This is a genomic window from Streptomyces sp. NPDC057280 (assembly GCF_042668605.1).
Classification (GTDB): Bacteria; Actinomycetota; Actinomycetes; order Streptomycetales; family Streptomycetaceae; genus Streptomyces.
Map to the genome: position 1 here is coordinate 1,270,352 of NZ_JBHUYR010000002.1, position 26,656 is coordinate 1,297,007.

General features: G+C 72.3%; 25 protein-coding genes and 1 riboswitch. Of the genes, 10 read left to right on the plus strand and 15 right to left on the minus strand.

Annotated features, from left to right (window positions below; all coding sequences use genetic code 11):
• Positions 1–6: 6 nt before the first annotated feature.
• From ACFUO4_RS16285 to thiO, 6 genes are all read right to left on the minus strand, one after another.
• Positions 7–501, minus strand: a complete 495-nt coding sequence (locus ACFUO4_RS16285; RefSeq protein ID WP_383484783.1) for a DUF4396 domain-containing protein — start codon at positions 499–501, stop codon at positions 7–9.
• A 76-nt stretch (positions 502–577) separates the two neighbouring features.
• A complete protein-coding gene (locus ACFUO4_RS16290; RefSeq protein ID WP_383484786.1) occupies positions 578–1,438 on the minus strand; it encodes a deoxyribonuclease IV in 861 nt (286 codons plus the stop codon).
• A 102-nt stretch (positions 1,439–1,540) separates the two neighbouring features.
• On the minus strand, positions 1,541–3,469 hold the full coding sequence (gene pknB / locus ACFUO4_RS16295; protein WP_383484789.1) for a Stk1 family PASTA domain-containing Ser/Thr kinase: 1,929 nt from the start codon (positions 3,467–3,469) through the stop codon (positions 1,541–1,543).
• 118 nt (positions 3,470–3,587) lie between these two features.
• The gene (locus tag ACFUO4_RS16300; protein ID WP_383484792.1) at positions 3,588–4,382 is read right to left on the minus strand and encodes a thiazole synthase; all 795 of its coding nucleotides are present in this window, start codon (positions 4,380–4,382) and stop codon (positions 3,588–3,590) included.
• 3 nt (positions 4,383–4,385) lie between these two features.
• Positions 4,386–4,586 (minus strand): sulfur carrier protein ThiS, encoded by a 201-nt coding sequence (gene thiS, locus ACFUO4_RS16305; protein ID WP_079308693.1) that lies wholly within the window; start codon positions 4,584–4,586, stop codon positions 4,386–4,388.
• The gene (gene thiO / locus ACFUO4_RS16310) at positions 4,583–5,743 is read right to left on the minus strand and encodes a glycine oxidase ThiO (RefSeq protein WP_383484796.1); all 1,161 of its coding nucleotides are present in this window, start codon (positions 5,741–5,743) and stop codon (positions 4,583–4,585) included. Before thiO ends, thiS begins: the two co-directional genes overlap by 4 nt.
• A riboswitch (TPP riboswitch) is annotated at positions 5,741–5,852 on the minus strand. (Overlaps the previous gene by 3 nt.)
• Positions 5,853–5,904: 52 nt before the next feature.
• Between thiO and ACFUO4_RS16315 the strand changes: the two genes are divergently transcribed.
• From ACFUO4_RS16315 to ACFUO4_RS16340, 6 genes are all read left to right on the plus strand, one after another.
• The gene (locus tag ACFUO4_RS16315) at positions 5,905–6,255 is read left to right on the plus strand and encodes a hypothetical protein (protein ID WP_079308692.1); all 351 of its coding nucleotides are present in this window, start codon (positions 5,905–5,907) and stop codon (positions 6,253–6,255) included.
• An 89-nt stretch (positions 6,256–6,344) separates the two neighbouring features.
• Complete coding sequence (locus ACFUO4_RS16320) at positions 6,345–7,508, plus strand: NAD(P)/FAD-dependent oxidoreductase (protein WP_383485739.1); 1,164 nt, start codon at positions 6,345–6,347, stop codon at positions 7,506–7,508.
• Positions 7,509–7,596: 88 nt separating this feature from the next.
• Positions 7,597–7,968 carry an Rv2175c family DNA-binding protein gene (locus ACFUO4_RS16325; RefSeq protein WP_079308691.1) on the plus strand — a complete coding sequence of 124 codons (372 nt, stop codon included), beginning with the start codon at positions 7,597–7,599 and terminating at the stop codon, positions 7,966–7,968.
• A 399-nt stretch (positions 7,969–8,367) separates the two neighbouring features.
• A complete protein-coding gene (gene thiE / locus ACFUO4_RS16330) occupies positions 8,368–9,033 on the plus strand; it encodes a thiamine phosphate synthase (protein WP_383484801.1) in 666 nt (221 codons plus the stop codon).
• 122 nt (positions 9,034–9,155) lie between these two features.
• A complete protein-coding gene (gene metF / locus ACFUO4_RS16335; protein WP_079308689.1) occupies positions 9,156–10,079 on the plus strand; it encodes a methylenetetrahydrofolate reductase [NAD(P)H] in 924 nt (307 codons plus the stop codon).
• Positions 10,080–10,135: 56 nt separating this feature from the next.
• Positions 10,136–11,092, plus strand: coding sequence for a hypothetical protein (locus ACFUO4_RS16340; protein ID WP_383484805.1), 957 nt, complete (start codon positions 10,136–10,138; stop codon positions 11,090–11,092).
• A 25-nt stretch (positions 11,093–11,117) separates the two neighbouring features.
• Here the strand turns inward: ACFUO4_RS16340 and ACFUO4_RS16345 are convergent, their stop codons facing one another.
• The 5 genes from ACFUO4_RS16345 to ACFUO4_RS16365 all read right to left on the minus strand — a co-directional run bounded on the left by ACFUO4_RS16345 (position 11,118) and on the right by ACFUO4_RS16365 (position 17,111).
• Positions 11,118–12,626, minus strand: coding sequence for a phytoene desaturase family protein (locus tag ACFUO4_RS16345; protein WP_383484808.1), 1,509 nt, complete (start codon positions 12,624–12,626; stop codon positions 11,118–11,120).
• 48 nt (positions 12,627–12,674) lie between these two features.
• Positions 12,675–13,292 (minus strand): DUF4126 domain-containing protein, encoded by a 618-nt coding sequence (locus ACFUO4_RS16350; RefSeq protein ID WP_383484811.1) that lies wholly within the window; start codon positions 13,290–13,292, stop codon positions 12,675–12,677.
• A 360-nt stretch (positions 13,293–13,652) separates the two neighbouring features.
• Entirely contained in the window at positions 13,653–14,273 is a 621-nt protein-coding gene (locus ACFUO4_RS16355; protein ID WP_079308686.1) for a TetR/AcrR family transcriptional regulator, read from the minus strand.
• Between the two features lie 44 nt (positions 14,274–14,317).
• Positions 14,318–16,402: a YhgE/Pip family protein gene (locus ACFUO4_RS16360; RefSeq protein WP_383484814.1), complete on the minus strand. Its 2,085-nt coding sequence runs from the start codon at positions 16,400–16,402 to the stop codon at positions 14,318–14,320.
• Positions 16,374–17,111, minus strand: coding sequence for an ATP-binding cassette domain-containing protein (locus ACFUO4_RS16365; RefSeq protein WP_383484817.1), 738 nt, complete (start codon positions 17,109–17,111; stop codon positions 16,374–16,376). Before ACFUO4_RS16365 ends, ACFUO4_RS16360 begins: the two co-directional genes overlap by 29 nt.
• 169 nt (positions 17,112–17,280) lie before the next feature.
• Between ACFUO4_RS16365 and ACFUO4_RS16370 the strand changes: the two genes are divergently transcribed.
• The 3 genes from ACFUO4_RS16370 (at position 17,281) to ACFUO4_RS16380 (ending at position 19,501) form a co-directional block, all read left to right on the plus strand.
• Complete coding sequence (locus ACFUO4_RS16370; RefSeq protein WP_059197542.1) at positions 17,281–17,850, plus strand: SAV_6107 family HEPN domain-containing protein; 570 nt, start codon at positions 17,281–17,283, stop codon at positions 17,848–17,850.
• A 207-nt stretch (positions 17,851–18,057) separates the two neighbouring features.
• A complete protein-coding gene (locus tag ACFUO4_RS16375) occupies positions 18,058–18,822 on the plus strand; it encodes a methyltransferase (protein WP_079308682.1) in 765 nt (254 codons plus the stop codon).
• Positions 18,823–19,105: 283 nt separating this feature from the next.
• Positions 19,106–19,501 carry a DUF3040 domain-containing protein gene (locus ACFUO4_RS16380; RefSeq protein WP_079308681.1) on the plus strand — a complete coding sequence of 132 codons (396 nt, stop codon included), beginning with the start codon at positions 19,106–19,108 and terminating at the stop codon, positions 19,499–19,501.
• Between the two features lie 191 nt (positions 19,502–19,692).
• Here the strand turns inward: ACFUO4_RS16380 and ACFUO4_RS16385 are convergent, their stop codons facing one another.
• The 4 genes from ACFUO4_RS16385 to ACFUO4_RS16400 all read right to left on the minus strand — a co-directional run bounded on the left by ACFUO4_RS16385 (position 19,693) and on the right by ACFUO4_RS16400 (position 25,337).
• Positions 19,693–22,077, minus strand: coding sequence for a DUF3488 and DUF4129 domain-containing transglutaminase family protein (locus ACFUO4_RS16385; protein ID WP_383484822.1), 2,385 nt, complete (start codon positions 22,075–22,077; stop codon positions 19,693–19,695).
• Positions 22,074–23,450, minus strand: coding sequence for a DUF58 domain-containing protein (locus ACFUO4_RS16390; protein ID WP_383484825.1), 1,377 nt, complete (start codon positions 23,448–23,450; stop codon positions 22,074–22,076). The genes ACFUO4_RS16385 and ACFUO4_RS16390 overlap by 4 nt, the downstream gene beginning before the upstream one ends.
• Positions 23,447–24,478, minus strand: coding sequence for a MoxR family ATPase (locus ACFUO4_RS16395; RefSeq protein WP_097262927.1), 1,032 nt, complete (start codon positions 24,476–24,478; stop codon positions 23,447–23,449). Before ACFUO4_RS16395 ends, ACFUO4_RS16390 begins: the two co-directional genes overlap by 4 nt.
• Before the next feature lie 250 nt (positions 24,479–24,728).
• Complete coding sequence (locus ACFUO4_RS16400) at positions 24,729–25,337, minus strand: beta-class carbonic anhydrase (RefSeq protein WP_383484828.1); 609 nt, start codon at positions 25,335–25,337, stop codon at positions 24,729–24,731.
• 355 nt (positions 25,338–25,692) lie between these two features.
• Here ACFUO4_RS16400 and rsmH point away from each other — a divergent pair, with 355 nt between their 5' ends.
• Positions 25,693–26,649, plus strand: a complete 957-nt coding sequence (rsmH, locus tag ACFUO4_RS16405; protein WP_079311110.1) for a 16S rRNA (cytosine(1402)-N(4))-methyltransferase RsmH — start codon at positions 25,693–25,695, stop codon at positions 26,647–26,649.
• The last annotated feature ends 7 nt before the right edge of the window (positions 26,650–26,656 follow it).

Here is a 26,656-nt window from a genome sequence, read left to right on the forward strand (position 1 = left end):
ACCGCGTCAGTGGTGCTGGTGCACCACCGCGTGCCCCTTGCCCCGGCCGATCATCCACTTGTTCACCGGCACGGTGACGACGAACGCGATGGCCAGTGAGATCGCCAGCGCGCCCCAGAACAGCAGGTCGGCCAGTTCCGCGTCCATCGCGCCCGGCCAGAGCACGATCACCCCGTTGTCGACCAGTTCCATCACGGCGATGGACAGGGTGTCCGCGGCCAGCGCCACCCGCACGGCGGCCCGGAAACCGAGACCGGAGCGCAGGACGCCGCGCAGGGTGAGCGAGTAGCCGAAGAAGAACGCCAGGACGATCGCGAGGATCGTCGTCGGCAGGTTCCCCCAGCCGAGCGCGGTGCCGATGACCATGCCGAGCACTTCGCCGATGGCGCAGCCGGTGAGGCAGTGGAGGGTGGCCTGGACGGCCATGGACCAGCTGCTGCCGGGGGCCTGGTGGCTCTCGTGCCGGTGGTGAGCGTGTTCCGTGTGCGCCTCGTGCTGCATGAGTGCCCCCAACGTCAGGTGACGGTTCCTGCTTCGAGCAAGAACCGTATACCCCCCAGGGGTATTCCGTCACGGATTACGCGTCGCGAAGTTTCTTCAGTCGCTCCACGTCCGCGGCATGACCTTCCTTCCCGCCGGGTGTCTCGATGATCAGCGGTACGCCTGCCGTGGCCGGGTGGGTCATCAGTGCCCGGAACGGGTCCTCGCCGATGTGGCCGGCGCCGATGTTCTCGTGCCGGTCCTTGTGGGCGCCGACGACGTCCTTGGAGTCGTTGGCGTGGATCAGCTTCAGTCGTCCCTCGCCGACGGTGTCGACCAGCAGGTCGAGAGTCTGGTGCATGCCGGACGGACCGGTCAGATCGTGTCCGGCCGCGAAGATGTGGCAGGTGTCGAGGCAGATCCCCAGCTTGGGGTGGGCGTCCAGGGCCTCGAAGTACGGTCCGAAGTCCCAGGTGCGCGAGCACAGCGAGGCGCCCTGTCCGGCGGTCGACTCCAGGAGCAGGAACGGGTCGTCGTCGTGGGTGAGTTCGTCGAGCAGCGGCAGCATGTGTTCCCGGACCTGCTTCAGGGCCACGGACCGGTCCCGTCCGCCGGTCGCGCTGCCCGTGTGCACGACCACGCCGAGCGCCCCGATCTCCCGCCCGCGCCGCAGCGAGTGCCGCATGCTCTCCACCGACTTCTCCACGGTGGCCTCGGTGTGCGAGCCGAAGTTGATCAGGTACGGGGCATGCACGTACGCCGGGATCGACTCCGCCGCGCACGCCGCCCGGAACTCCTCGTCCTGCCGCGGGTTGCCGGCGGGGGTGGCCCAGCCGCGCGGGTTGGCGACGAAGACCTGCACGGTCTCGGCCTCGAGGTCACGGGCGTAGGACAGTCCGACGGAGTTCAGACCGCCGGCCACGGGGACGTGGCCGCCGACGGGGTTGCGCTGAGTCATCACCCATTCAGGGTGTCATGCGCGGGGGAGTGCCCCGTCGCCGGTCCTGGACCGTCGCTGAAGCCTCCCGTCGGCGGTCCAGGGGCGGTCCAGGATCCTGTCTCAGCGGATCTCGATCGTGATCGTCGAGCCCTTGGGCGCGGTGTCGCCGCCGTCCACGGACTGGCTCTTGACGGTGTCGCCGAACAGCCCGAGGAGTCCGCGGTCCTCGTCGACCTCGAACCCGGCGCCCTCCAGCGCGGCCTTAGCGTCGTCGACGCTGTCGCCGACCACGTCCGGGACCTCGACCATCTCGGGGCCCTTGGAGATCGTCAGAGTCACGGTGTCGCCCTCGGCGGCCTCGCTGCCCTCATCCGGCGTCTGGGCGGCCACCTGGCCCTTGTCGAACTCGGAGTTGACCTGCTCGGTGGCGACCTTCACCTTCAGGCCCGCCTCCGTCAGATCCGCCTTGGCGTCCTCCAGGCTCTCACCGGTGACGTCCGGGACGTCGACCGGGCTGCCCTTGCTGACGACCAGGGCCACGGCCGTACCCGCGTGGAGCTTGTTGCCGGCCTCGGGGTCGGTGCGGATCACGAAACCCTTGATGACGTCGGAGCTGAACTCCCGGGTGACCATGCCCGGTTCCAGACCGTCGTTCTTCAGCCGGAGCCGCGCCTTGTCCAGCCGGTAGCCCTTGAGATCGGCCAGCTGCACGGTCTCGGGGCCGTCGGAGACGGTCAGTGTCACCGAGTCGTTGTTCCGTATGCGGGTGCCGACCTCCGGGTCCGAGTTGATGACGCGGCCCCGCTTCACGGTGTCGCTGAAGGCGTGCTTCACCTTGCCGACGTCGAGACCCTCCTGGGAGAGCCGCTCCCGCGCCTGCGCCTCGGTCTTGCCGATCAGCGCCGGGACCTTGGTGAACTGGCCGGAGTTGATGTACCAGACGCCGGCGCCGACACCGAGGATCAGCAGGAGCGCGACGACGATCGCGAGCGGCCCGCGCGGAACGCCCGAGCGGCGGCGCCGGGGCGGCGGGGGCGGCGGCGTCGCGAACACGCTGGTGCGGTTGAGCGCGGCCTCGTCGTCCCCGTCGACCGGCAACGGCCGCGGCACCGTCAGCGAGCGCGGGATCACACTCGTGCGGTCCTCGGTGTTGTCGTGCTCGGTGGTCAGCGCCTGCGGCGGTACGGCGTCCAGCTGGTCGGCGCTGAGGGCGGCACGCGCCTCGCGGACCTGGGCGAGCATCGCCACGGCGTCGTGCGGGCGGACGTCCGGGGTGCGGGCGGTCGCCGAGGCGACCAGCTCGTCCAGCCCGAACGGCAGGCCCGGCACGATCGCCGAGGGCGGCGGGACGTCCTCGTGCAGGTGCTTGTAGAGGACGATCGCGGGGGAGTCGCCGTCGTGCGGCTTCTCGCCGGTCAGCATCTCGTAGAGCACGACACCGCACGCATACACGTCGACCCGGGCGTCGGCGGCACCCGGCTGCTCGATCTGCTCGGGCGCGAGATAGGAGACGGTGCCGAGCACGGCACCGCTGGTGTTGGTCACGGTGTCGACCGAGCGGACCAGCCCGAAGTCGGCGACCTTGACCCGGCCGTCGTCCCCTATGAGGACGTTCTCGGGCTTCATGTCCCGGTGCACGAACCCGGCGCGGTGCGCGGCGCCGAGCGCGGCCAGCACCGGCTCCAGGATGTCGAGCGCGGCCCGCGGCTGCAGCGCCCCGCGGTCGCGCAGCACGTCCCGCAGGGTGCAGCCGGCGACGTACTCCATGGCGAGATAGACGTACGACCCGTCGGTGCCCTGGTCGAAGACCTGCACCACGTTGGGGTGGGCGAGCCGGGCGACGGACTTGGCCTCGCGGATGAAGCGGTCGACGAAGGTGGCGTCGGCAGCGAGGCCCGGGTGCATCACCTTCAGGGCGAGCACGCGGTCGAGGCGGGTGTCCAGGGCCCGGTAGACCGTGGCCATCCCGCCGACGGCGATCCGCGCTTCCACGCGGTACCGGCCGTCGAGCACCTGCCCGACCAGAGGGTCCTGAAGGGTCGTATCCACGCAGGTGAGTGTACGAGCCGTGACTGACAGGGCCGGGGGTTCGGGTGAGATCGGGGCGGGACTGAAGCCGAGCTGTGACGGACCTCGCACCCGCTCCCGAATCTCATCGAACGTACGTTCAGAATGCCGGGCGTTCCGGGTCGAGACGCGCCAACCCCTCGGTGGGGGAGGACGCTTCGGCGAAGTGGCGCTTGGGAATCCGGCCCGCCCGGTGGGCCAGCCGGCCCGCCTCGACCGCGTGCCGCATCGCGTGCGCCATCAGCTCCGGCTCATGGGCGCGCGTCACCGCCGAGGCGAGCATCACACCCGAGCAGCCCAGCTCCATCGCGAGCGCCGCGTCCGACGCCGTACCCGCCCCGGCGTCCAGGATCACCGGCACGCGCGCGTGCTCGACGATCAGCTGGAAGTTGTGCGGGTTGCGGATGCCGAGCCCGGAGCCGATGGGGGAGCCCAGCGGCATGATCGCCGCGCAGCCCACGTCCTCCAGCTTCCGGGCCAGCACCGGGTCGTCGTTGGTGTACGGCAGTACCGTGAAGCCGTCGTCGACCAGGGTCTCCGCAGCCTCCAGGAGCTCGATCGGGTCCGGCAGCAGGGTCCGCTCGTCGGCGATGACCTCCACCTTGATCAGGTCCGTGCCGAGCGCCTCGCGCGCGAGGCGGGCCGTCAGCACCGCCTCACCGGCCGTGAAGCAGCCGGCCGTGTTCGGCAGCACCTGGATGCCGAGCTCGGTCAGCACGGACAGGACCGAGCCGTGCACGGTCGGGTCGACGCGCCGCATCGCGACGGTCGTGAGTTCCGTGCCCGAGGCGATCAGCGCCCGCCTCAGCACATCCAGGCTGGGCGCCCCGCCCGTGCCCATGATCAGCCGGGACGAGAACGCCGTACCGCCGAGGATGAAGGGATCGTCGGCCATGGGTCAGCCTCCTTGGACGGCGGTCAGGACCTCGACGCGGTCCCCCTCGGAGAGGGACGTCGACGGCCACTGCGCGCGCGGGACGACGGTTTCGTTGAGGGCGGCGGCCACTCCGGAGGGTGCCGGGGTGAGGGCGCGCACGACGGTGTCGAGGGCCGTGCCGGGGGCGAACTGGCGCGGCTCCCCGTTGACGGAGATGTTCATGCGGGCTGCTCCGTGAGGTGCTTCGTGAATCGCCTGGGGGTGAAGGGGCGGGCCTCGTCCGGGAGTTCACCGGTGGTCAGGGCGTGGGCCATGGCATCGCCGGTGACCGGCGTCAGCAGCACGCCGTTGCGGTAGTGGCCGGTGGCCAGCAACAGCCCCGGCAGCTCGGTCGGGCCGAGCAGGGGCGCGTTGTCGGGGGAGCCGGGGCGCAGCCCCGCGCGGGTCTCCGTCAGCGGCAGCTCGGTGATGCCGGGGACCAGTTCGTGCGCGTCGCGCAGCAGCTCGTACACCCCGCCCGCGGTCACCGTCGTGTCCCAGCCCTGCTCCTCGCTGGTCGCCCCGATCACCAGCTCGCCGTTCTCCCGCGGGACGAGATAGACGTGGCTGCCGCGCACCACGGCCCGCACGGTCCGGCTCAGGAACGGCGCGTACCGCTGAGGCACGGTCAGCCGCAGCACCTGCCCCTTCACCGGACGCACCGGCGGCAGCACGGCCTGGGGGACCCCCGCGAGACGTCCGCTGAGGCTGCCCGCCGCCAGCACGACCTGCCCCGCGCCCAGCCGCGTACCGCCGGTCGTGGTGACGCCTGCGGCCCGGTCCCGCACGACGTCGAGCCGCTCGGCCCAGTCGCGGTGGAACACCACGCCCGCCCGCTCGCAGGCGGCCAGCAGCGCCCTGGTCAGCCGCCGGGGGTCGATCTGGTGGTCGCCGTCCACCCGCAGCCCGCCGCGCACGCCCGGCGCGAGCATCGGCTCCAGACGCCGGCACTCACGCCCCGACAGCCACTCGGACTCCAGCCCCGACTGCTGCTGCAGGGCGTGCAGTTCGCGCAGATGGGCGCGGTCGTCGGCGTCCAGGGCGACGGCGAGCGTGCCGCAGCGGCGGTGGCCGAGGTCGAGCCCGGTCAGGTCGGTCAGCTCGGCCGCGAAACCCGGATAGCGGCGGGCCGAGGCCAGGTTCAGGCCGAGCAGGGTCTGCTCGCCGTAATGGAGTTCGGTGACGGCGGCGAGCATGCCGGCCGCCACCTGGGCGGCCCCGCCGCCCGGTTCGGGGTCCACGACAGCCGTGGCGAAACCGCGCTGCGCGGCCCGCCAGGCCGTGACGAGGCCGATGATTCCGCCCCCGACGACGAGGACGTCTGACGTACGTGAGGACATGGGCGTCCAGCCCCTCCCTTCGCCGGCATGACCCGGATCAGGTTCGTACGGTCGGAGGCCGCCAGCCTCCCTCTCAGCCCGGTGCGTCCGGGCTCCCGCGAGTGCTCTACGTTGGCCACCCTAGCCCGACGTCGTATGTCTCAGTAAGGGAGCCTCTCTCGGTGGCACGCTCGCTCGACGGTCTCGTCCTCGCCCCGGTCGCCGACCAAGCGCCAGGTCAGGTGGGGACCCGGACCCGGTTCACCTACCACGAGAAGGACGGCGAGATCTGGGCCGAGTACGCCGGTGGCGATGTCGTCCGCGGGCACCTGGTGGGCACGCGCGCGGGCGACCGGCTCGACTTCCGGTACGTGCAGCTGAAGCACGACGGGACGACGTCGAGCGGGCACTGCGTGTCGACGGTCGTGGAGCTCGCGGACGGGCGGGTGCGCCTTGAGGAGCGCTGGGAGTGGGAGTCGCAGCCCGGCAGCGGGACCAGCGTTGTGGAGCAGGTCACTGTGCAGGGCTCCTGACTGACAAATTGTCAGTTGTCTATGGTGATCAGGTGAGCGACGAGACGGAGACGCAGGCGCGGCGGCGTGTGGTCGTGGTCGGCGCTGGCATGGCCGGCGTACAGACCGCGGTGGCCCTGCGCGAACAGGGCTTCACCGGCACGGTGACGCTGATCGGCGCGGAACCCCACCAGCCCTACGACCGGCCGCCGCTGTCCAAGGCGGTGCTGCTCGGCAAGGCCGAGGGCTCCGCCTTCGACGTCGACTTCGAGGCGCTCGGCATCGAACTGCGGCTCGGCCTCGAGGTGCTGGGCGTCCGCCCGGCCGACCACGAACTGGACACCGAGGGCGGTCCGGTGCCGTACGACGTCCTGGTCCTCGCCACCGGCGCCGAACCGATCCGGCTGCCCGGCACGGAGGGCGTCCCCGGCGTCCATCTGCTGCGCACCCTCGACGACGCCGAACGGCTGCGCCCGGTGCTCGCCCGGCAGCACGACATCGTGGTCGTCGGCGCGGGCTGGATCGGCGCCGAGTTCGCCACCGCCGCGCGCGACGCGGGCTGCGCGGTGACCGTCGTCGAGGCCGCCGACCGGCCGCTCGCGGGGGCGCTGCCCGCGGAGGTGGCCACGCCGATGGCGGCCTGGTACGCCGACGCCGGGGCCGAACTGCGCACGCACGCGCGCGTGGCCCGCGTCGAGCCCGGTGAGGTCGTCCTCGACGACGGCTCCCGGCTGCCCGCGGACGCGGTCGTGGTCGGCATCGGCGCCCGCCCGGCCACGTCCTGGCTCTCCGGCTCGGGTATCGGCCTCGGCGCGCACGGAGAGGTCGTGGCCGACGCGGCGCTGCGCACATCGGTCCCGGACGTGTACGCCGTGGGCGACTGCGCGTCCTTCCCCTCCGGGCGCTACGGCGAGCGCCTGCTGGTCCACCACTGGGACAACGCCCTCCAGGGGCCGCGCACGGTGGCGGCCAACATCATCGGCGAGACGCCGTCGGTCTACGACCCGGTGCCGTACTTCTGGTCCGAGCAGTTCGGCCGTTTCGTCCAGTACGCCGGCCATCACCCGGCCGCCGACACGGTCCTGTGGCGCGGGGACCCGTCCGGACCGGCCTGGGCGGTGTGCTGGCTGCGGGAGAACCGGCTGGTCGCGCTGCTGGCGGTGGGCCGGCCGCGGGATCTGGCCCAGGGGCGGCGCCTGATCGAGGCGGGGACGGCGCTCGACACCGGGTTGCTGTCGGATCCCGGCCGGCCGCTGAAGGCGGCGGTCGTCTAGGCGATGGTCCAGCGGAAATGTCGAGGTGGGAGCCGTTTCGGGCGGCCCCGGCTTCCGACTGTCAGTGCGGGATGGCAGGCTTGATTCCGTGACCGAGATTGACGCAAAGATCGATGCTCTCGTCCCCGCCTGGCTCACCCTCCCCGACATCGCAGAAATGCTGGACGTCGAGGTGACGCGTGTTCGGCAGCTGGTCAAGGAGGGCCAGCTCATCGCCGTACGCCGAGGTGAGAACCGCGCACTGCACGTCCCCGCCGCCTTCATCGACGGGGCCGAGCAGAAGGTCGTCAAGGGCCTCGCCGGGACCTTGACCCTTCTGAGGGACGACGGCTTCACCGACGAAGAGATGCTGGAGTGGCTCTTCACCCCGGACGACAGCCTGCCCGGCACCCCGGCCCAGGCCCTGAGCGAGAACCGCGGCACGGAGGTGAAGCGCCGCGCCCAGGCGCTGGCCGTCTGAGTCGAACGCTGTCCAGCCCCAGGAGCCGTCTGCCGTAGCTGCGAGGACATGTCCCTACGCAGCTGCGGGCAGTCGTGCCGCTGGGGCGGCGGCCCACCCGGCGCGGCGACGGCCAGGTCTGTGCGGTAGCTGTGGGCGGTCGTGTCGCTGGGCGCAGTCCCACGCGAGCGGCGGCAGTCAGGCCTCCGCCATAGCTGCGGGCAGTCGTGCCGCAGGGCGGCACGGGTGGGCGCAGCGGCACCCCGCCAACGCGGGTGAGTGACACCCTCCCCGGCCCGCGCGCCCCACCACGGCGTACCGGCATGCCCCCGCCCCGACCCACCTGTGGTTCACTACCGCCCGCCAAGGCCGACCGCACTCGTCCACGGCCCGCACGCCACCGACACCGGGGGACCGAACATGACCGCCGCAACCGACGCCGCCCGCACCACCCGCGCCCAGCTCGCCGACGCCCGCGTCTACCTCTGCACGGACGCCCGCAAGCGCCAGCGCGACCTCCCGGAGTTCCTCGACGCGGTCCTGGCCGGCGGCGTCGACATCGTGCAGCTCCGCGACAAGGGCATGGAGGCCGCCGAGGAGCTGGAGCACCTCCAGGTCTTCGCCGACGCCTGCGCCCGCCACGGCAAGCTCCTCGCGGTCAACGACCGGGCCGACGTCGCCCACGCGGCCCAGGCCGACGTACTCCACCTCGGCCAGGGCGACCTCCCGGTCCCCGCGGCCCGCGCGATCCTCGGCGACGACGTCCTCATCGGCCGCTCCACCCACGCGGAGCAGGAAGCGGAAGCCGCGGCGGTCCAGGACGGCGTCGACTACTTCTGCACCGGCCCCTGCTGGCCCACCCCCACCAAGCCCGGCCGCCACGCCCCCGGCCTCGACCTGGTCCGCCACACCGCCGGCTTGCGCACCGACCGCCCCTGGTTCGCCATCGGCGGCATCGACCTCGGCAACCTCGACGAGGTGCTGGAGGCGGGCGCCGACCGCGTCGTCGTCGTACGGGCCATCACGGAGGCGACCGACCCCGGCGCGGCCGCCGCGGAGTTCGCCAACCGCCTGCGCCGGCGGTGACCAGCCACATCGGGAGCCCCCGATGGACGAAAACTGTCCGAGGGGTGGACAACAAATCGACAAAACGGGCAAATTTCCGCGATCTGGTTGGGTGACCAGCGCCCCCTGGCTAACCTGCCGGTATGGCCCTCGGAACCGCATCCACCAGGACGGACCGCGCACGCACCGTGCGCGACATCCTCGCCACCGGTAAAACCGCGTACTCGTTCGAGTTCTGGGCTCCGAAGACGGAGAAGGGCGAGCGGAACCTGTGGAACGCGCTGCGGAGGGTCGAGGCGGTGGCCCCCGACTTCGTCTCCGTGACGTACGGCGCCGGCGGCTCCACCCGCGCCGGCACCGTCCGCGCCACCGAGCAGATCGCCGCGGACACCACGCTCACCCCGGTCGCCCACCTCACCGCGGTCAACCACTCGATCGCCGAGCTGCGCAACATCATCGGCCAGTACGCCGACGCCGGGATCCGCAACATGCTCGCCGTGCGCGGCGACCCGCCCGGCGATCCCATGGGCGACTGGGTGCCGCATCCGCAGGGCCTGACGTACGCGGCCGAACTGGTCCGGCTCATCAAGGAGTCGGGTGACTTCTGCGTCGGCGTCGCCGCCTTCCCGGAGATGCACCCGCGCTCCGGCGACTGGGACACGGACGTCGAGCACTTCGTCGACAAGTGCCGCGCCGGCGCCGACTACGCCATCACGCAGATGTTCTTCAAGCCCGAGTCCTACCTTCGCCTCCGCGACCGCGTGACCGCCGCCGGCTGCGCCACCCCGGTCATCCCCGAGGTGATGCCGGTCACGAGTGTGAAGATGCTCGAACGACTTCCGCAGCTCAGCAACGCGTCGATCCCGTCCGTCCTGAAAGAGCGGATCCTCACAGCAAAAGACGATCCGGCCGCTGTACGCTCCATCGGTATCGAATTCGCCACCGAGTTCTGCGCGCGGCTGCTGGCCGAGGGAGTGCCCGGACTGCACTTCATCACGCTCAACAACTCCACGGCGACGCTGGAAATCTACGAGAACCTGGGCCTGCACCACCCACCGCAGGCCTAGACCGGCCGCACGGATATACGACACACTGCGTAGCGGTCACTGGGAGAGGGGCGTACATGGGCTGGACGGTCCTCTACATCGCGTTCGGCATCGTCGCGCTGTGGTTGCTCGGCGAGGTGCTGCTCCAGTACAAGGCGCGGCTGCGCTGGCGGCTGCTCGCCTTCGCGGGCTTCCTCGGCGTCGTCCTCGGCGTGCTGATCCCCTCGGTCATCGTCATCGGGCTGGGCGCCATCGCCTTCGCGATCGGCCAGACGTACGTCACGCTCTCCTTCCGCCGCGGCTTCGAACAGGGCTGGGCGGTCAATCCGCCGGCCGCCCTGGGCGGCCTGACCGGCGGCAAGCGCCCCCGCCGTGAACGCGGTCGCGAGGAGCCCACCCTGGAGGTCTCCGACCTCGAGGCGTCGGACGCCGACTACGGCGACGAGGCCAACTACCGTCAGGAACAGGCCGGTTACGGCGACGACTACGACCGCGACGACGTGTTCACGCCCGCCCGCCCCGCCGCGGCGGCCGAGACCACCGCGGTCTACGAGCCCCAGCCGATGCCGGACGACACCGGCTCCTACGGCATATACGGCGACACCCCCTACCCGGCGGCCACCGGCGACGGCACCTACGCCGGCCAGGACCAGTACGCGACGGCCGCCCAGGGCGCCGACCAGAGCTATTCCTACGACGGCTACACCGGCTACGACCAGCAGCAGTACGGCTACGACATGGCCGGACAGCAGCAGTACGCCGCCTACTCCGACCCGTACATCGGCACCCAGACCTACGGCGGCGTCGGCTACGACACCTCGTACGGCGGCCAGCAGAGCTACGGCCAGCAGGCGTACGGCCAGGACCAGTACGGCAACGCGACCTACGGCGGCGAGACCCCGGCCGGCGGCGTCTGGGTCCCGCAGCAGCGGTCCGACGACTCCTACGGCGGCGAACTCCCGCCGGAGCAGCAGTACCCCTACCAGGGCAACGGCCAGCAGGGGAACGGCTACGACGAGCAGTACCGGTTCTGACGCCGAGGGGCGCTCGGCGCGCGGGTCACTGAGAGCCCCGGAAGTCCGGTCCCTCCACGATCAGTCCGGCGACCAGCGCCCCTGACATCCCGGCGTGCGGAAGACCGCCGCCGGGATGCGCCCAGCCACCCACCCGGTACAGCCCCGGCAGCGGGGTCGTGTTGGCCGGGTGCAGGAAACGGCCCTCGCCGGCGGCCAGCGCGGGGGCGGGTACGGCGCCGAACGAGGCGCCGGTCTCGGCCTCGGTGTGCTCGGGTGTACGCACCTCACGCCACATCAGCCGCTCGCGCAGCCCCGGCACGGCCGCCTCCGCCGCTGCCGCCATGAGGTCGGCGAACCGGTCGTCGGTCGCGTCGACACCCCAGTCGGCCCGGGTCGGCACCGTGGCGGACAGCACCACCGACTCGAAGTCTCCCGCGGGGTGCAGCGTGGGATCATCCGGCCGCAGCACCGTCACGGTGGGACGTGCCGGCTCACCGCGCGCGGAGTCGAGGAACGCCAACTCGGCTGCGCGGTCCGGGGCGTGCACCACCGTGCGATGGACCGCACCGGCCTCCCGCGCGCCGCGCAGCGCCAGCAGCACCGTGAACCTCCCCGGCCGGTCCGCCGCCGGGCCAGGCCGCACCCCGCCATCGCCGTACAGCGGATGCTCCGTCAGTCCGGCGAGCCGGGCCGGGTCCACGCCCGCCACGACATGGTCCGCCTCCGCCACACCGCCGTCGGCGAACTCGACCCCGGCCGCCCGGCCGTCCTTCTCCATCACCCCGGTGACCTCGGCGCCGAAGTGGAACTCCACCCGGCGCGCCACACACCGCTCGTACACCGCGCGCGCCAACTCCCGCAGGCCGCCGCGGACATACCAGGTCCCGAAGGCATGCTCCAGGTACGGCAGCACCGCTGCGCTCGCCGGGGCGGCGCTCGGGTCGAGGCCGTACGCCAGTGCGTAGCCGTCCAGCAGCGCGGCCAGCCGGGGATCGCGCAGCTCCCACGCGCCGATCTCGGCGAGCAGTCCGGCGCGGCGGGTGCGCAGGAGCTTCTTGTGCGGGACCGACGGGTAGGGCTCGCGCTCGGCCAGCACCGACCAGTTGGGCCACAGCGGCTCCTCCAGGAGCGGCCGGCGCGTGCGGTCCCAGGCCTCGCGGGCCCGGACCAGGAAGTCGCCCCAGCGGTCACCGGCGCCCGCACCGAGCGACTCGTTCAGCGCGGCCACCACGCCCGCGCGGGACGCGTTCGGCAGCGAGACATCCGTGCCGTCCGCGAAGAGATGCCGCGACGACGGGTCGACCTGGGTCAGCTCGACGACCGACTCCAGCGGCTCCTTGCCGGTCTTGATGAACAGGTCGCGGTAGACGGCGGGCAGCGGCAGCAACCCCGGGCCGGTGTCGAAGGCGAAGCCGTCGCGCTCGAAGCGGCGCACCGCACCGCCGTACGTCTCCGTACGCTCGTACACCGCCACCCGGTGGCCCGCGACGGCCAGCCGGGCAGCGGCCGCCATCGCGCCCATCCCGGCGCCGATCACCGCAATCCGTGCCATGCCCGCGACTTTATCGGCCGCCACTGACAGCTCCGGTGACAGGTGGGGTCACCAGCCCGGCGGCGCCCCCGAGCGGCCCGCGAGCCGCTTCTCCTCCCGGCGCTGGGCCCTGCGCCGCAGGAACCGCCGGATGCGGGAGATGAGGAAGATCAGTATCACCAGCCCGCCGATGAGCAGCACGGCCGCGATGATCGCCGCCGCCTGCGGGTGGAAGATCGCGAAGGTGACGAGGCCGGCGACGCCGAGATCCTCGGCCAGGCTCACGATCACGTTGCTGAGCGGCTCCGGCGAGGTGTTCACCGCCATCCGCGTCCCGGCCTTGACCGCGTGGCTGGCCAGCGCCGTCGAACCGCCGACCAGGCCCGCGACCGCGTCGTTGAGCGAGCCGCTCTGGCCGGCCAGCACCGCGCCGACCCAGGCGCCCGCGGCGGGCCGGATCAGCGTGTGCACGGAGTCCCACGCCGAGTCGACGTACGGGATCTTGTCCGCGACGGCCTCGCACAGGAACAGCAAGCCCGCTGTGACGAGGACCTCAGGGCGCTGCAAGGTCTCGGGGACGTCGTCGCTCAGCCCGGTCGCGCCGAAGACGCCGAGCAGCAGCACGACGGCGTACGCGTTGATTCCGCTGGCCCAGCCGCTGGTGAAGACGAGAGGGAGTACCGACACGGAGGCGATCGTAACCAGTCGGCGACGGGGCGTCCTGGGCCTGAGTGCGCAGCTCTGAGTATCCGTACCTAGGGGGCGAGATGAGTACGCGCGCGGATGGGGCCCGACCTGCGTGAACGAGAGAGTGGAGCCACGGAGAAGGGAACGGCTCCGGCACCGGCGACACGGGGCGCCGGAACGGAGCCGCCCCGGATCCGCTCCTTCCGCCGGCGGAAGTCGGCGGGAGCGAGGCACGGGGGCCCGGGGGAACGACCGAACGGGGGTCCAACGGGGGGACGGGGGAAACGGGGGAGCACGAGAGAGCGCCGGTTCGAGGTGGCCCGCGGGGGACGCGGCCACAGCGGACCGGCGCTTTCGTGTCTACGCGCGCGTACCGCTCACCCGGCCCTGCAACAGCCGCGACAGCGCCGAGTGGACGTCGTCCAGCGAGCGCTCCGGCTGGAACGCCTTCCAGTCCAGCGCGGCCACCAGCACCATGCCGACGAGCGCCGAGGCGGTCAGGGAGACATCGATCGCCTCATGGAACTCGCCGCCCTCGACGCCCTCGCGCAGCACGTTCTCGACGACCGCCACCGCCTGCTGACGGACCACCATGAGCGTGGACTGCCAGGCCCGGTTGGTGCGCCACAGCTCGGCCACGTACAGCTGCGTGAAGGCCGGGTAGCGGTCGATGAAGACCAGACCGGCCCGGATCATCGCGTCCAGGGCGTCCGTCTTGCTGCCGCCCGCCGCGGCCGTCCGCTCCGCCGCCTCCTTGAGGGAGGCGGTGAGGAGTCCCACGCCGTGCCGCAGCAGCTCCTCGAAGAGGACGGACTTGCTCGCGAAGTTGTAGTAGACGGTGCCCTTCGCGACCCCGGCCCGCTCGGCGATCTCGTCGACCGTGGTGGCGGAGAAGCCCTGCTCCGCGATGAGGGTGACGGCCGCCTCGTAGAGCTTCTGGCGGGTGGCCTCGCGGCGCGTGCTGCCGCTGCTGCTTTCCATGGCCCTGATTGTCACAGCTGCCGGCTCCGGGGAGGTCGTCGAGGTCACAGGCTCAGCTCCGGGTGCAGTCGGTCGAGGGTCCACACCTGGCGGCGGCGGGCCGACAGCGCGGTCAGCGCGAGCGCGCCCGCGGTGAACGCGACGAGCACCACGCACGCGTGCCACACCGGACCGAGCCCACCGCCCGTGATGAGCCGGCGCAGCGCCTCGACGACGTAGCTCATCGGCAGGAAGGGGTGGATCGCGTTGAAAAAGCCCGGGCTGGTCTGCACGGGGTACGTGCCGCCCGCGGACGTCAGCTGGAGCATCAGGAAGGCCAGGACGAGGATGCGTCCCGCCGCCCCGAAGCGGGCGTTGAGCCACTGCACGATCGCCGCGAAGCACGCCGTGACCAGGAACAGGAAGCCCACGGTCCCGGCCGCCCGCACCATCTGCAGGCCGATCGCCCAGTGCAGCACCGACATCAGGGCGACGGTCTGGAGCACCCCGACCGCCACCACCGGCAGCCAGCCGGCCAGCGCGATCCGCCAGGCGGGGGCGCCCGCCGCGAGCGCGCGCCGGTTCATCGGCGCCACCAGCATGTACGCCACCATCGCGCCCACCCACAGGGACAGCGGGATGAAGTACGGGGCGAAGCCGGTGCCGTAGTTGGGCGCCTTGTGCAGGTCGCGGGAGGCGAGCTGGACCGGGTCGGCCATGACCCCGGTGCGTTCGTCGCGGTCGGCCTTGTCGTAGTCGGGGATCCGGCCCGCGCCGTCGTGCAGTCCGTCGGAGAGCTTGCCGGTGCCGTCGACGAGCTTGAACATGCCGCCGTTGAGATCCTCGGCGCCGGTCTTGAGCTTGCCGACACCCTCGTCCAGGTCACCGGCGCCGGTCTTGGCGGTGCCGAGGCCCGTGTGGAGGGTCTTGGCGCCCGCGGCGACCTTGCCCGCGCCCTCGTTCAGCTTGTTGATCTTGGAGACGGCGTCGTCGAGGTCCTCGGACAGGTTCGGCGCCCGGTCGGCGAGGGCCTGGGCCTGCTTCTGGAGGGTCGCCAGGTTCTTGTCGAGCGTCTTCAGGTCGCCGTCCTGGTCGTCCACGAGGGTGTTCAGGTCGTCCGCGATGGTGGCCACGTCGGCGGCGGCCTCCTTGGCCTTCTTCAGGTCGGCGCAGGCCCCGTCCGGCAGTACGGGGTCCGTGCAGCGCGCCTTGTAGACGTCGTCCAGGGTGTCGGAGGCCTTGTGGGCGCCCTTGGCGGCGACAGGGGCCGTCTTCACCAGGGTGTCGAGGTTGGCGCGGATCGCCCCGGCGGAGTCCGCGACGAGCTGGGCGGTGTCGCCGATCGTCTTCTCGTTGTCCTTCAGGAACGGGCCCACCTTGTCCGCGACCCCGTTGACCTTGTCGGCCAGCGTCTGGGTGCCCTCCGCGACCTGTGCCGAGCCGTCCTGGAGGTCGCCCGCGCCCTTGTCGAGCTTCTTGAGCCCCTTGGACAGCTTGCCGCTGCCGCTCTTGGCGTCCGTCAGCCCGTCGGCGAGGTCCTTGGAGCCCTTCTCGGCCTTGGCCGTGCCGGTCTCCAGCTTGTCGGCGCCCTTGGCGGCCTTGACGGTCGCGCCGTGGATGTCGGAGAAGGAGATGAAGATCTGGTCCAGGAAGGACCGCGACGCCTTCGTGGACGCGGCCTGACGGACCTCACTGAAGACCGTGCGGGAGATCTGGCCGACGATGTAGTTGTTCGCGTCGTTGGTCCTGACCTGGAGCGCGCCCGTCTCGGGGGAGTCGCCCGCACTGGAGGCGATCCGTGCGCTGAAGTCGGCCGGCATGGTCAGCGACAGGTAGTACGTGCCGTCCTCGACGCCCGCGCGCGCGTCGGCGGCGCTCACCTCGTGCCACTCGAAGGTGTCGCTGTCGAGCAGCCCCTTGGTGATGTCGTCCCCCGCGGTGATCTTCTTCCCGTCGGCGGTCGCCCCCTTGTCGTCGTTCACCAGCGCCACCGGGATGCGGTCGAGCCGGCCGTACGGGTCCCAGAACGACCACAGGTACAGGGCGCCGTAGAGCAGCGGCAGCACCAGCAGCGCCACCAGGGCGGCGCGCGGCAGCTTGCCCCGCCCGAAGCGCCGCAGCTCAAGCGCGGCCAGTCGCGGCGAGCGCATCGGTCCCCTCCTTCTGTCCGGTCTGCTGTCCGGTGGAGATCGTCAGAGCGTCCTCCGGTGCCTCGCTGCACACCGCCACGACCGTGGTCCCGGCCTCGGCGAGCGACCTCAACAGGCCCCAGGCCTCGGCCCGTTCGGCATCCGACAGCTTCAGATCGACGTCGTCGACGCCGAGCAGCTTCGGACGCCCGATGAGCGCGAGCGCGAGGGACAGCCGCAGTCCCTCCAGCCGCTCCAGATCGCGTACGGCGGTCCGCGAGCCCTTGGGCAGGGCCTCGGGGTCGAGACCGGCGGCGGTCAGGGCGGCGTCGATGCGCAGCCTCGCCTCGTTCGCGCCCTCCGCGCGGGGCCGCAGCAGGGCGCGCAGGGAGTCCCCGAACCGGCGCTGGAGCAGGGCCCGCTCCCGCAGGTGCTCCCCGACGGTGAGGGCCGGGTCGAGGTCGGTGACGCCGGCGACATGCGCGACGGCGCTCATCCGCCGCACCGCCCCGAGCTGCTTCGGCAGCCGCGCCCCGCCCACGGTCGCGGTCCCCTCGGTGGCCTTCATCCGCCCGGTGAGCGCGAGCAGCAGACATGTACGGCCGGTCCCCGACGGGCCCTCGACCGCGACGAGCGACCCCGGCTCGGCCGCGAAGGTGATCCCGCGGAAGGCCCACCCCCGCGGTCCCTTGAGCCCGAGGCTCTCGGCTGCGACGGCGATTCCGTCCACAGCCCACCCCCTGAGTGTGTGGCAGGTTTTTGAACTGACTGGTCAGTGCAAAAGTAACCCGAACCTTCGATCGAAGCAAAAGCGCAGGTCAGAACGGATTGTCAGTGCCATACCTCACGATGGGCACATACGGCCACAACGCCGTCACGCAGACGACAGGAGGTTCGTCATGGCCAGCTATCACGCAGCAGCCGCCCGTCGGCGCCGCGCCACCGGCCCTGCCCCCTCACTGACCGGACCGGCGAGCGACGTACACCCCGTGCTGCGCCGGACCACGGCCCCGCCCGCCGCCCTCGACCTGCTCGCCCAGGCCCGCGCCGGACTCGACGAGGCCGCCGTCCTGGAAACACCGAACGAGCGCTATGCGACGGCGCATCTCGCCGCCCTGCGCACCGCCGCCGCCGTGCTCGCCGCGCGAGGCCGCCCGGAGCCCACGCCCCGACGCCGCGCCAAGATCCGGAGCGCCTGGGAAGTGCTCCCCGAGATAGCGCCCGAGCTCGCCGAGTGGAGCGCGCTCTTCGCCGCCGGGGCCCGGCGCCGCGCCCGGGCCGAGGCCGGCATCCAGGGCGCGGCCTCCCGCCGGGACGCCGACGACCTCATACGCGACGTGGCGATGTTCCTGCGCCTCGTCGAGCGGATGCTGGTCCTCCAGCCGGTCCTGCCCCAGCCCCGCCAGGACGCCGACCACCCGGACCCCGACGACCACCCAGGGAGCAGGGACATGCCGGACGCGGGGTGACGGGGGCGTCATCGGGGGGCGCCGTGGGGCGGCGCCGTCCGGCGTATGAGACGTCCCCCCGGCCCCCGCCCCGTGGTGACCGGGTGAGGCAACGGAGGCAATAGGGTGGAGGCGCCTGAAGCCCTTCGCCCGCCGTAGCCCGGGCGGGGAGGGTGCCCGTTCGCTCCGCCGCGCAAGAGGCGGTGCCGCGCCGAGGAGTCAACTGTCGTGTCGGACCCGCTGCGACCCCGCGCCTCCCTCCGTACCGCCGTGGTCTGGGAGGTCCTCCAGGAGGCTCTCGAACGACGGGTCAAGGCCACGGGCCGGGAGTCCCTGGACGTGCTCGACACCGGGGGCGGCAGCGGCAACTTCGCCGTGCCCGTCGCCCGCCTCGGCCACCGGGTCACCGTCGTCGACCCCAGCCCCAACGCGCTCTTCGCCCTGGAGCGCCGCGCCGCCGAGGCCGGCGTGGCCGACCGGGTCCAGGGCGTCCAGGGCGACGCCCACGGCCTCTTCGACGTGGTCGAGCGCGGCAGCTACGACGCGGTGCTGTGCCACGGTGTCCTGGAGTACGTCGACGACCCCGCCGAAGGGGTGCGCAACGTGGTCGCCGCGCTGCGCTCCGAGGGCGTCCTCAGCCTCCTCGCGTCCGGCCTCGGCGGCGCCGTGCTGGCCCGCGCCCTCGCCGGCCACTTCAAGGAGGCCAAGCAGGCCCTCGCCGACCCGAACGGCCGATGGGGCGCCGGGGACCCCGTGCCGAGGCGTTTCACCGCCGAGCAGCTCACCGCGCTGGTCGAGGGCGCGGGCCTGGAGGTCGGCGCCGTGCACGGCGTACGGGTCTTCGCCGACCTGGTCCCCGGCGTGCTGGTCGACACCGAGCCCGGCGCCCTGGAGGCGCTGCTCAAGCTGGAGGAGGCGGCGGCCGAGCTCCCCGCCTTCCACTCCGTGGCCACCCAGCTTCATGTGCTCGGCGAGACGCGGACGACCTCCTGAGGCCCGGGTGCCCCGTCCTGGTGCCGCGCTGATCAGGGACTTGGGTGCAGATGGAGTACGCCACAGGCCCCCCGATCGGGCGCCCAGCGCCGTATGATCGAGGGAGACCGCCCGGCATGACGGGTCGGCCACTGGGGAATGGAAGATTCAGTGGCCGGGACGTTCATGGCGGAATCCGGTTGGCCAATTGGCGTAGAGGGGCGGGTTTCACGGGGGCGATTCCCTGCCTATCCTGAAGGGACCCCCCGGGTCGCCCCGGCGACTGCACGATGAGGAGGACTCCGTGCCGCTCTCGGAGCACGAGCAGCGAATGCTCGAGCAAATGGAGCGAGCGCTGTACGCCGAAGATCCCAAGTTCGCGACAGCGCTTGAGGGAAGCGGGCTGCGCACGTACACCCGGCGACGGGTGTACCAGGCGGTCGCGGGCTTCCTCGTGGGTATCGCGCTCCTCATGGCAGGAATGGTCGCCAAGCAGGTCTGGCTCAGCGTGGTGGGCTTCCTCGTCATGCTGGGTTGTGCGGTACTCGCCGTGACCGGCTGGCGCAAGGCCCCCAAGCCGGGCGAGCAGCCCTCGGCAGGTGGACCGCACGCCCGCCGTCAGCCACGGCAGAAGCGCTCCATGATGGACCGCATCGAGCAGCGCTGGCAGCGGCGTCGCGACGAACAGGGCGGCCAGTAGCTCGACCAGAAGCCGATGAGGGGGTGACCGCCTGCCGGGCGGTCACCCCCTCACGCATGCCCTCGTCCAGGCCCCTGGCTCCCGCTCCTCCCGAGCCCACGCGAGCGCCTGAAAACAGCGGCGGACACAGCTGAGGCCCCGATCCATATCCCACGGACCGGGGCCTGTGCCGTGACGCGTGCCCTCCGGCCTCAGCTCTGCTGGCCGGACGGTCTGCGCAGGGTCGGCCGGGCCGCCGCCACCCGCGCTGTGACGCCGCTCCACCACTCCGAGACGGCCCACACCACCCGGACGGTGGAACGGGGGGCGAAGGCCGCGCGCAGCTGGGTGCTCCGCGGCGCCGTACCGCGCAGCCCGGCGATCGCCCGCCGGACGTCCTCCGCGAGCCCCGCCACCGGACGCGGCCGCGGCGCGTAGAGAACCTGCTCCACCGCTTCGGCCACACGATGCACCGAGGCCGCCGCCTCGGGTTCGAGATGCCCCAGCCGGACGATCCGGGCCGCCGCCTTGCGGGGGGTCTGCGACCCGTCCGGCACCATCCCGAAGTCCCAGGCCGTGTCGGTCAGTTCCAGCCAGACCGCCAGGGTGTGCAGCGCGGCGTCCGCCTCGGTCCGGCCGTGCGCCCCCAGGCGTACCGCCCGGGTCCGCATCCGCCACAGCGCGGGCGACAGCGGGATCGCCAGGGCGGCGAGACCGCCGAGCGCCCAGGCCAGCAGGACGTACCACTTCGGACCGTCGTCGTCCGTGGTGAGCGCGGCCGCCGCGGACTCGCTCGGGCACGCCTCCAGCTTCTTCTGCTCCGCCGTGCAGCTCTCGCTCGCTGAGGGGGCGGCGGAAGGCGCCGCGCTCGCCGACTGCGTCGGCCGGCCGGTGTCCGGCAGGTTGTTGCCCGGGGTCTCCGTCTGCGTGTACTCGGGCTGCGTCCCCCGGGTCGGGGTCGGCTCGAAGCGGGTCCAGCCCACCCCCTCGAAGTACAGCTCCGGCCACGCGTGGGCGTCCTTCAGCCCCACCGACACCGAACCGTCGCCCTGCGGCGTACCCGGCGCGAAGCCCACCGCGACCCGGGCCGGGATGCCGAGACTGCGGGCCATCGCGGCCATCGCGAAGGAGAAGTGGACACAGAAGCCCTGCTTGTTCTGCAGGAACCGGGCGATCGCCTGCGAGCCGCTGCCCGCCTGCACCTGGGTGTCGTACTGGAAGCCCCCGGTCACCGTGAAGTACTCCTGGAGCTTCACCGCCTCGTCGTAGTGGTTCGCGGAGCCGGCGGTGACCTCACGAGCGGTCTTGGCGACGATGGCGGGCAGGGACTTCGGCAGCTCGGTGTACTCGCGCTTCAGGGCCGTGGGCGGCTCCGGCGCCGTGGCGAGCTGCTCGGCCGTCGGCCGCACGTCCAGGCTCCTGACCGTGTACGTCGCCCCGCGCGTGGTCTGGCCGTGGTCCCCGACCAGCGTCATGCCCTCGGGTTCGTAGCGCCACTTCCCGTTGATGTCCACGCCGCTCGGCGGATACGGCATCGGCAGCCAGTCCTGCTGGTACCAGTCGGCCGCCGAGACCCGCGTCGTGATCTCGGCCCGCCGCACGTCGGCACCGAGGCCGAGCGGGGTGGGGAACTCGTCCGGAACCTTCTCGATGCTGCGCTTGGACGGCTTCCACGTGGTGCCGTCGAAGTCATCCAGGGAGACGATCCGCAGGTACTGGCTCGCGGCCGCCTCGGGGTTGGAGCGCACGGACAGGACCTGGCGGTCGTCGTCCGCGTTGAGGTTGTCGCGCAGGGACACCAGGGGGTTCACCGCGGAGATCGTGCCCCCGCTGCCGTTCCCCGCGCCCGCGCCCGCCCCCACGCCGTCCAGGAGGCCGCCGCTCATCGAGGGCAGGGCGACCGGCACCACGAGGGCCAGCCCGAGCGCGACCGCGCCGATGCGCCGCCCCGTGCGGACCGGGGCCACCACACCGGACTCCGCGCCGGGAGTGCGCGGTGCCCCGCCGAAGACCCGCCCCCACTGCGAGAGCCGGTCGCGTCCCTCGGCGAGCAGCAGCGTCAGATAGCCGGCCGCCGCGACCACGAACCACAGCCAGTCGGCGCCGCCGTCGGACAGCCCCGCGGCCACCGAGTACAGCGCCAGCAGCGGCAGCCCGGCCGGAGCCGCGCTGCGGAAGGTCACCGCGAGGGTGTCCACCGCGAGCCCGATGACCAGGACGCCACCGATGATCATCAGCCGGATGCCGGCCGACTCCAGCGGCGCCGGAATCGCGTACCGCGCGATGTCGTCGCTGCCCTGCTGGAGCAGGTCGGCGAAGTGCCGGAAGGCCTCGGGGCCGGGGACGATCCCGGCGACCGCCTGCTCCCGGGCGAAGACAAGGGTCAGCATCACCAGCGTGACCAGCGCCTGCGAGGCCACGGTCAGCGGCCGGGCCAGCGGCACCCGCCGGGTCGCCGCGCCCACCAGGGACTGGATGCCCAGCAGGAAGGCCGCCTGAATGATCCAGGTGGCCGGTTCGACCAGGGGCAGCAGGGCGCAGGACGCCATCAGGGTGGCCGCCCAGGCGCACAGCGCCAGCCGTGCCCGCCCGCTCATGCCGGTGCCCCCTCGCTGCCCACGCCACTCGCCACACCGAGACCGGTGCGCTCCCGGTCCGCCTGGCGCCACAGCTCGGTCAGAGAGGCGCCGCGCGGCACGCGCAGCGCCGTCCAGCCCGCCTCGCGCAGCATCCGCAACCGCTCCTCGCTCCTGTCCAACGGCCCGGCCACATCGGTCGGTTCCCGCCCCCAGCTCGCGCTGTCCAGCAGGAAGGCGACCGCCCCGCCGCTGCGCTGGCGCATCTTGGCGGCGACCGTGGCCTGTTCCTCGTCGAGGTCGCCGAAGAAGGCGACCAGCAGCCCTTCGTTTCCGCCGCGCAGCACGTCGTACGCGCGTGACAGGCCGGTGCCGTTGGAGTGGTCGATCACCGCGAGGGTGTCCATCATCAGGCCCGCCGCGTCCGCCGACTCCTGGTTGGCGCCGGCGAACCCGTCCGCGCCCTCGCCGGGCACCGAGCTGCCGGTGTCCGTCAACAGCCGTACGGAGAAGCCGCGTTCCAGCATGTGGACCAACGCCGACGCGGTGCCCGAGACGGCCCACTCGAACGCCGAGTCGGGGCCCGCGCCGTGGAAGGCCAGACCCCGGGTGTCGAGCAGCACCGTGCAGCGGGAGCGCTGCGGCTGCTCCTCGCGGCGCACCATCAGCTCGCCGTAGCGGGCGGTGGAACGCCAGTGCACCCGGCGCAGGTCGTCGCCGTAGCGGTACCCGCGCGGGATGACGTCGTCCTCGCCGGCCAGCGCGAGCGAGCGCTGCCGCCCGTCGCCGTACCCCTTCGCCTCGCCGCTGAAGCGGACCGGCGGCAGCGGCTCCACGCGCGGGATCACCGTCAGGGTGTCGTACGACGAGAAGGACCGGGTCAGCTCGCACATGCCGAACGGGTCGGTCAGGCGCAGCTGGAGCGGGCCCAGCGGGTAGCGGCCGCGCAGGTCGGAGCGGACCCGGTAGGACACCTCGCGGCGGCCGCCCGCCTCGACCCGGTCGAGGACGAAGCGGGGGCGCGGGCCGAGCACGTAGGGCACCCGGTCCTGGAGCATGAGCAGGCCGGTGGGCAGCCGGGAGACGTTGTCCATCCGCAGATGGACGCGGGCCTCGCTGCCCGCCGGCACGCGCGCGGGGGAGAGCCGGCGGGTGCCGGCGACCCGGTAGCGGGTGCGGTACAGGACGGTGGCGCAGACCAGGGGCAGCACGGCCAGCAGCAGGCCGACCCGCAGCAGATCGCTCTGCCCCAGGACGTACGCGCAGATGGCGGCGGCGATGCCCGCGGCCAGGAAGGACCGGCCGCGGGTGGTCAGGCCGGCCAGCGCGGTGCGCACCCCGCCCTTGTCGCCCCGGTCGGCCTCCGCGTGGCCCGGCCCGGCGGCGGTGGTCATCCAAGCCTCCGCGGCGGCTGCTGGCCGTAGCCCTGCGTGCCGTGGCCGAGGCCCAGGCCGCCCTGCTGCTGGGGCACCGGGGTGCGCTGCAGGATCTCCTGCACGACCTGCTCGGAGGTACGCCGGTTCAGCTGGGCCTGGGCGGTCGGCAGCAGGCGGTGGGCCAGGACGGCGACGGCGAGTGCCTGCACGTCGTCCGGCAGCGCGTACTCCCGGCCGCTGAGGGCGGCCGACGCCTTCGCCGCGCGCAGCAGGTGCAGCGTCGCGCGCGGGGAGGCGCCGAGTCTGAGGTCGGGGTGGGTGCGCGTGGCGGCGACCAGGTCGACGGCGTAGCGCCGGACCGGGTCGGCGACATGGACGCCGCGGACGGCGTCGACCAGCTTCACGATGTCGTGCGCGTGGGCCACCGGCTGGAGGTCGTCCAGGGGGTTCACCCCGCCGTGCACGTCGAGCATCTGCAGCTCGGCCTCCGCGCTGGGGTAGCCGATGGAGACCCGGGCCATGAAGCGGTCGCGCTGGGCCTCCGGCAGCGGGTAGGTGCCCTCCATCTCGACCGGGTTCTGCGTGGCCACCACCATGAAGGGGCTGGGCAGCTCGTAGGTCTGCCCGTCGATGGTGACCTGCCGCTCCTCCATGGACTCCAGGAGCGCGGACTGCGTCTTCGGCGAGGCGCGGTTGATCTCGTCGCCGATCACGATCTGCGCGAAGATCGCGCCCGGCTTGAACTCGAAGTCCCGGCGCTGCTGGTCCCAGATCGAGACACCGGTGATGTCCGACGGCAGCAGGTCGGGCGTGAACTGGATACGCCGCACCGAGCAGTCGATGGACCGCGCCAGTGCCTTCGCCAGCATGGTCTTGCCGACGCCGGGGACATCCTCGATCAGAAGATGCCCCTCGGCGAGCAGCACGGTCAGCGAAAGCCGTACGACCTCGGGCTTGCCCTCGATCACACCCTCCACCGAACTGCGGACTCGCTCCACAGTGGCAGTCAGATCAGTGAGGCTCGCTCGATCGTCATAGGTCGTCACCCGGCCCTCCTCGGCCCGTTCTTTCTCCGGGCCGACGCTCTGCGTTGCGGACCGGCCCACCCCGAATCACGGACACCACGCGGAAATGGTTCCGCGCGACGTCCATCCCCGCATTCTTGCTGCCGTTACCGATTCGTGTCACTCGCCTGTGGACAACTGCCTGCGATTTGTCAGGGCTTGCGACCCTTTGGGTAGCCCGCAACCGGAAATCAACAGCAGAACGACAGCTTCGGAGGGCGGCCCACCAGGATCAGGCGGGGTCGATCTCGCGCAGCAGACCGGTCTTCACGTCGAAGACGAAGCCGCGCACGTCGTCGGTGTGCAGCAGGAACGGGTTGGTGCGCACCCGTTGCATGGACTGGCGTACGTCCTGGTCGACGTCCCGGAAGGACTCCACGGCCCAGGCCGGGCGCTGGCCGACCTCCATCTCCAGCTCGGTGCGGAAGTCCTCGGTGATCGCCTCCAGACCGCAGCCGGTGTGGTGGATCAGCACGATGCTGCGGGTGCCCAGCTTGTGCTGGCTGATGGTGAGGGAGCGGATCACGTCGTCGGTGACCACACCGCCCGCGTTGCGGATGGTGTGACAGTCACCGAGCTCCAGGCCGAGTGCGGCGTGCAGGTCGAGACGGGCGTCCATGCACGCCACGACGGCCACGTGCAGAACGGGGCGGGCGTCCATGCCGGGGTCGGTGAACGCGGCGGCGTACCGCTCGTTCGCGGCGACGAGCCGGTCGGTGACGGCGCCGGTACGTATGGCGCCTTCGGATGCGGTGGCGGCGGATGCAGAAGTCGTCATGGTGACGACGTTACTGGTCACAGCTGGTCCGGTCCTCCGGTGAGAAGGGAAAAAGGCCGTCATCACGCTCTCTTTGTGAGGTAAGCCACAGGGGTGGCGGGGTACGCCCGAGCGGGTGATTTCCCGCCGTCGGACGCCTCGACCCGATGCCCCGCCGCGACGCGCAGGCCGGTTGATTGACCGCGAGACACCGTGGACTAAAGTGGCGCGAAGCGGGAGGCGAGGTCTCCCTGCTGGCATGAATTCCCCAGGAGAAACCGGCGCAGTCACCGGATCTCCCCACGCGCGCGGCGCGTACGTACGGCTCGGCCTCCTCCCGCTCCCGGCCGGCTGACGCTTCCGGCGCCGGCAGGCCTCCCCTTCACGAGCGGGCGGGGACCCGGCGGTGCGTACGGCCCGCCGGACCTGAGAGGGCCCCTTGAGCAACACGCGACATGTCCCGGTGATGCTCCAGCGCTGCCTGGACATGTTGGCCCCCGCCCTGCGGGCCCCCGGAGCGGTCGTCGTCGACTGCACCCTCGGTCTCGGCGGCCACAGCGAGGCCCTCCTCCAGCAGTTCCCCGAGGCCCGCCTCGTCGCCCTCGACCGCGACAAGGAGGCCCTGCGCCTGTCCGGCGAGCGCCTCGCGCCCTACGGCGAGCGCGCGACGCTCGTCCACGCGGTCTACGACGAGCTTCCGGAGGTTCTCGAGCGACTCCGCATCCCGCACGTCCAGGGCGTCCTGTTCGACCTCGGCGTCTCCTCCATGCAGCTCGACGAGGCCGACCGCGGCTTCGCCTACGCCCAGGACGCCCCGCTCGACATGCGCATGGACCAGACGACCGGCATCAGCGCCGCCGAGGTCCTCAACACCTACCCGCCGGGCGAACTGGTGCGGATCCTGCGGGCGTACGGCGAGGAGAAGCAAGCCAAGCGGATCGTGGCCGCGATCGTGCGCGAGCGCGAGAAGGAGCCGTTCAGCAACAGCGCGCGGCTCGTCGAGCTGATCCGGGACTCCCTGCCGCAGGCCGCGAAGCGCACCGGGGGCAACCCGGCCAAGCGCACCTTCCAGGCGCTGCGCATCGAGGTCAACGGCGAACTCTCCGTCCTGGAGCGGGCGATCCCGGCCGCCGTGAAGGCCCTCGGCGTCGGCGGACGGATCGCCGTGCTGTCGTACCACTCGCTGGAGGACCGGCTGGTGAAGCAGGTGTTCGCGGCCGGCGCCGCCAACACCGCGCCCCCCGGCCTCCCGGTGATCCCCGAGCAGTACCAGCCGCGGCTCAAGCTGCTCACGCGCGGTGCCGAACTTCCCACCGAGGAAGAGGTCGCCGAGAACCGGCGGGCCGCCCCCGCGAGACTGCGTGGCGCCGAGCGGATCAGGGCGGACATCGAGTGAGGAGCGG